This window comes from Streptomyces sp. NPDC059455, from assembly GCF_042750115.1.
In the GTDB taxonomy this organism is placed as follows: domain Bacteria; phylum Actinomycetota; class Actinomycetes; order Streptomycetales; family Streptomycetaceae; genus Streptomyces; species Streptomyces endocoffeicus.
The window spans coordinates 2,548-7,280 of sequence record NZ_JBHYVB010000083.1 but is presented as its reverse complement, the minus strand read 5'-3'; the positions used below and the strand labels follow the sequence as shown (position 1 = coordinate 7,280).

Here is a 4,733-nt window from a genome sequence, read left to right as displayed (position 1 = left end):
GGCCCCCCCCCCCCCGCTTGGGTCGTTTTGTAGTCAACAACCCTACCCCGCTCCACACCCCCCCTATTAGGCACCCCGGCGCGGGGGGGGGGGGGGGCCCCCCCCCCCCCCCGCCGTACCAATCCGAGACAGGAGAGACCCCGTGACCACTGCCCCCGATGCCCAGGGCCGCGACTGGACCGGCATGCGCCGCGCCGACTTCGACGATGGCGCACCGCTCGCCCTCATGGACGCTGACACCGTCGCTCGGCCCGTGCTGGCCGTTCCCGACCAGTACGGCACCGAAGCACTGTTCGGGGACGAGCCGACCAGCCGCCGCGCCACCCGTTCCCATGGACCCGCCCACGCCCCCGCCCAGGAGCCCGACACCCTGTTCACGCTCTGACAGAACGATACGTTAGAGGCAATTTTCTCGAGCGCTACGGAAGCGATCGAGTGCTTCATCAAGATGAATGTGAGTGAGTTCCGAGACATGACCTCACATGAGTTTCCCTCGGTGTAGCATTTCCCTTGTTGGCGGAGAGCACCGCCAACACACCACAAACGAAGGAACACCCATGGCTTCTGCCCGTACCCGCCACGCCGCTTCCGTCCTCCGGGCCCGCGTCCGCGCCAACCGCGCTGCCTCCGTCGAGCGCCGCGCCGCCACCCAGGCCGCCCGCCGTATCCGTACCGGTGCCCGCTCCCTGGTCACCCACGTCCTCGCCACCGGCGCCGACCGCGAGACCGTTAAGGGCGCCGCCGACGCCCTGCGCAAGGCCGCGAAGAAGGCAGACGTCAAGGGCCACCGCGCCCGCATCCGCCGCACCTTCAACGGAGCCAAGAACACGACTGTGACGGTGTACCGCTACACCCGCGACCAGGTCGTCCAGATCGCTGAGGCATACAAACCGCGCAAGGCCGAGTACAAGGTCGTCCGCGCAGCGCTGCTCGCCGCCGCCTGAGCCACTCCTGACCGCCGGGGCGCGGCCCTTCCCTTCCCGCGCCCCGGTCCCCTCCTCGATGCCCTGGAGACGGAGACACCATGACCGCCACGCCGTTCGTTGACCACTACGCCCAGGCCGCCCAACGCGCCTACGCCATCGCGGGGATCGCCCGCGACCGGTTCGCCCCGCCGGAGACCCTGCTCGTTCTCGGCCAGATCGCCCGGCACCTCGACCAGGCTGGCGCTTTCCTCGACGCACTGAAGCCCGGCGCCTACGTCTCCCTGCCTGTCGAGGCCACCGAGGCGCTGTGGCTTGCCGACACGCTCGCCGAGGACCACCCGGCGACCCGGTTCCCCATCGGCTTCACGAACTATGTACTCCAGCCGCTCACTGACCGGTCACTGCCGTTCCCCGACCCGCTGTTCCCGGTCACCGACCGGTTCGGCAGGCAAGAGGCCGACCTGGTGCACGCGCTCCACCAGCTCCACGGCGACAACAAGCACCAGTGGGAGCGCACGGACCACTGGCTGTGCGAGGTCTTCACCGTCTGGCAGAAGCACATGCGCCTCGCCGATGAGGTCCGTGTCGATAACGCCCGCCCCTGCAACCAGCACTGACACCCCGCCGGGCGGGCATGTCACAAAGCGCGCCCGTCCGGCGTACTTCCCGGCGAGAGCAACGCCGGGCCCACCCACGAAGCGAAGGAACCCCCGATGAGCATCACGACCGCGACCGAGACCACGTACAACCCCGCGCCGGGTACCGAGTACGTCTACGTCCTGTCGGACTACGGCCGCGCCGCCGCACGCGCGCTGGGGCCCGGCTGGGGCGCGGAGTCCGGATTCCTGGGCGCGTGGGCCCTGATCTTTTACACCGAGGAGCCCGAGGGCTCCCGTCTCGGCGGTCAGTCCCTGCGCCTGTTCGTCGACGCGGAGGGGGACCTGTGCGTTGAGATCCACAACGACGTCACGCCCATGGCCGAACGGCACTGCATCCCTACCGACGAGCTGCCCGACTTCGCGCCGCGAGACCCCGAAGCACTGGGCTTGTGGGGCACGGCCATCGCCGCCGCGATCCGCCGTCACTACGTCGCCTGACACCCCACCGGGCCATCGTGCTCCGGGGCTTGGACTCATGAGCCGCCCCGGGGCGCGACGCAAGCACTGCCCGCGTGACCCCATGCCCCGGCCGGAGAGCACCGCGCCGGACCACCACGAACCGAAGGAACATCCTGATGAGTACAGCCACCGACCCGTTCGGATCCGCCGCTGCCATCCACGCCGTCACTGGTCGCGACGGGCGAGAGGCCCTGTCATGAATCTACTTGCGATGCACTTCCACGCGGCGACCGGCGGCCAGCCGAAGGACTGCACCTGCCCGCGAGCGGCGTGCGGTGGCGCCGAGCAAGGGCCCGGCGTCCCGAGTACCGGCTGTGCCGCCCACGGCACCATTACCGTCACGCACCATCGCGCGTTCGACTGCCCCTCGCTCCCCGTCGACGCTGACTTGTCCCGCCTGTGGCTGATCGTGACCACGTGGACCAACGAGGGCCCGCTGCTCGACCACGCGGAACCGTTCACCCGTGCCGCTCTCTCGGCGCTACGCAAAAGCTCCGCCCTGTGGGACGTGTCCGAGGGCTCCACCGTCGGCGAGGCCGTGACCATCTGGCAGGACCGCATCGACGCCATGCGCGCTGAAGCCGCCCGCCGCCAGGCCGTCCAGGTAGCCGAGGCCCAGGAACGCGCCCGCGTCCGCCAGGAGGCGTTCGCGGCGCTGCGCCGCACCCCTCAACGCTCCGCCCGCCGAATGCTCGCCGACACCGAGTCGGACACGACGTCGTCCACGCCCCGGCAGCACTTCCTGCACCCCGGCGAAGCCGAAGCGCTGTAACCCGCTCCACCCCCTGATGACCCGTTGCGCCCCGGGGCCTGGACGTACAATCCGCCCCGGGGCGCGACGCCCCACACCAACCTGAGTTGAAGGAACACCTGCCTTATGAGCACTCCCACATTCACGCTGTCGCAGATCGTCGCCGCGCTCAACGAGGGCATCGAGATGGCCGCTGACGAGTCCGGATGCAACATCACCGACGAGCGTTTCACCTGGCCATACGCCGCGACCCTGGTGCACCTCGACAACCCGGATGCGCCCTGGACTCACGTGGCGGTCCGGCACGACGCCCACCGGCAGATCAGCCGGGAAGGGGGAGAGGAGCCGGTGTCCGAGGACGGGCGCACCTTCACCCGCGACCAGGTGTCGGCAGCCGTGAACTGGGCCGTCGACGAAGCCACCGACTTCCGCCGCCTGGGGGCATGCGCCGACGACATCGACAACTTCGTCGTGAACGCCGTTCTCACTCTCCTCGACGACCCCGATGCGTCCTTCGACGACGTCGTGACGGAGTGCTACGGCGAGGGCCCCGACAGAGTCTCCTCCTGGCTCGCCGACGCCGTCTGACAGCCCGCCCGTCCCCGGGGCCGCGCCCGCCGCGCGGTCCCGCCCTTCGAGGAAGGAACGCCGCGTGTCTGTACTGCTGATCGGTTGCTGGGACGGAGACACCCTCACCGTCGAGCAGTCCCACACCATCAACGATGGTGACCAGGAAGCCATCGACGCCCTGCTCGCCGAGGTCGAATTCGACTGGTGGGCGTGTGAATACCTGGTCGACCGCCACAGCGAAGCCATCCAGATGGCCTACGACGACCAGATCGCGCCCGGTGAGCACCTGGTGGACAACGTCGAAGGCTACGAACCCACCCCGTGAAACCCCCGCCCGGGGCCACACACCGCGACGCAAGCACCGTCTGCCTGACTGCATGACCCGGCCGGAGAGCACCGCGCCGGACCAACCCGAAGCGAAGGAACACCCCGTGCCGTTGCCCGTCGTCGCCCCCGCGACCACCGCCGCCCCGCTCGCTGCACTCCTGCCTGCCCGCCGGGGCACGGCATGGACGGTCGGCCCCGGCCCGTACGGCATCCGGAACAACGCCCCCACCTCCCGCATCACCGACGGCCGCCGTGCCCTGATCGTCGTGGAAGACGCGGGCCGTGTTGAGGTCTTCGCCGACCGGCCCAACGACTTCCCCGTCACCCCCGACGCCGTCGTCGACTCCACCGACCCGGTCTCCGTCGCCGCGCTCGCCGCACGTGTCCTGCGCTGGATCCTGCCCTGCCTCGACGCCGAAGCGACTCGGGCGACCATCGCCGAGCGGGGATGGCGGCAGGTCATCCACAACAAGGGCTCGGCCCTGACGGAGTTGGGGTTCCACCTCGTCGACCACGGCGTGGTCCCCCAGAGCGTCAAGCGGCTCGACGGCCCTGGCCTGGCGTGGATGACGGGCAGCGGCGCCGAGTGGGGTGTGTGGGCACACGGGGTTGGTGGGAACTTCACCTTGACCTATGAGGGCCCCACGAGCGGCCTGTACGGCGCGCTGCCGGTCCTGCTGCCCCCGCTGGGCAGCCACATGCCCACGGGCACCGGTAGTGCCTTCACACGGCATCTGACCGACCGGTTCCCGCAGCTCCGCCAGGACGACGCGGACGCGGTCGAGTTCGGCGGCTATCAAGACCTGTCCGGCTGGATCGCGCTTCCCTCCCGCGCTGAGCCCACCGACAGCGTCAGTGACGCCACCCGCGTCTGCGCCGAGTGCGGCCCAGTCGGTATCGACCTGCTGCTCGCCGCCACCGCGCATCTGGTCTGACCCCCGCCGCCCGGCCGCGCCCCGGGGCGCCGCCCCGGGGGGGGGGGGTGCCGCGCTTAGCGACGAGCTCGCCCGGGTCGTGATCCGCGAAGTCCCCGAACTGGGA

At 70.3% G+C, this 4,733-nt stretch carries 8 protein-coding genes; all 8 read left to right on the top strand.

Annotated elements, in window-relative coordinates:
* The first annotated feature begins 142 nt into the window (after window positions 1–142).
* Window positions 143–385, top strand: a complete 243-nt coding sequence (locus ACFXB5_RS26960; protein WP_385212283.1) for a hypothetical protein — start codon at window positions 143–145, stop codon at window positions 383–385.
* 172 nt (window positions 386–557) lie between these two features.
* A complete protein-coding gene (locus tag ACFXB5_RS26955) occupies window positions 558–944 on the top strand; it encodes a hypothetical protein (RefSeq protein WP_385212281.1) in 387 nt (128 codons plus the stop codon).
* Window positions 945–1,024: 80 nt separating this feature from the next.
* On the top strand, window positions 1,025–1,543 hold the full coding sequence (locus ACFXB5_RS26950; RefSeq protein WP_385212280.1) for a hypothetical protein: 519 nt from the start codon (window positions 1,025–1,027) through the stop codon (window positions 1,541–1,543).
* Window positions 1,544–1,639: 96 nt separating this feature from the next.
* Entirely contained in the window at window positions 1,640–2,023 is a 384-nt protein-coding gene (locus ACFXB5_RS26945) for a hypothetical protein (protein ID WP_385212278.1), read from the top strand.
* 217 nt (window positions 2,024–2,240) lie between these two features.
* The gene (locus ACFXB5_RS26940) at window positions 2,241–2,816 is read left to right on the top strand and encodes a hypothetical protein (RefSeq protein WP_385212277.1); all 576 of its coding nucleotides are present in this window, start codon (window positions 2,241–2,243) and stop codon (window positions 2,814–2,816) included.
* Between the two features lie 105 nt (window positions 2,817–2,921).
* On the top strand, window positions 2,922–3,383 hold the full coding sequence (locus ACFXB5_RS26935; protein WP_385212275.1) for a hypothetical protein: 462 nt from the start codon (window positions 2,922–2,924) through the stop codon (window positions 3,381–3,383).
* Window positions 3,384–3,447: 64 nt separating this feature from the next.
* Window positions 3,448–3,690, top strand: a complete 243-nt coding sequence (locus tag ACFXB5_RS26930) for a hypothetical protein (RefSeq protein WP_385212273.1) — start codon at window positions 3,448–3,450, stop codon at window positions 3,688–3,690.
* Window positions 3,691–3,796: 106 nt separating this feature from the next.
* On the top strand, window positions 3,797–4,627 hold the full coding sequence (locus ACFXB5_RS26925; RefSeq protein ID WP_385212271.1) for a hypothetical protein: 831 nt from the start codon (window positions 3,797–3,799) through the stop codon (window positions 4,625–4,627).
* Window positions 4,628–4,733 lie beyond the last annotated feature (106 nt).

What these genes read in the sequence shown, in the direction of transcription:
- ACFXB5_RS26955 (WP_385212281.1), top strand. Translation starts at nt 558, where the DNA reads ATGGCTTCTGCCCGTACCCGCCACGCCGCTTCCGTCCTCCGGGCCCGC.
- ACFXB5_RS26935 (WP_385212275.1), top strand. Translation starts at nt 2,922, where the DNA reads ATGAGCACTCCCACATTCACGCTGTCGCAGATCGTCGCCGCGCTCAAC.
- ACFXB5_RS26945 (WP_385212278.1), top strand. Translation starts at nt 1,640, where the DNA reads ATGAGCATCACGACCGCGACCGAGACCACGTACAACCCCGCGCCGGGT.
- ACFXB5_RS26940 (WP_385212277.1), top strand. Translation starts at nt 2,241, where the DNA reads ATGAATCTACTTGCGATGCACTTCCACGCGGCGACCGGCGGCCAGCCG.
- ACFXB5_RS26950 (WP_385212280.1), top strand. Translation starts at nt 1,025, where the DNA reads ATGACCGCCACGCCGTTCGTTGACCACTACGCCCAGGCCGCCCAACGC.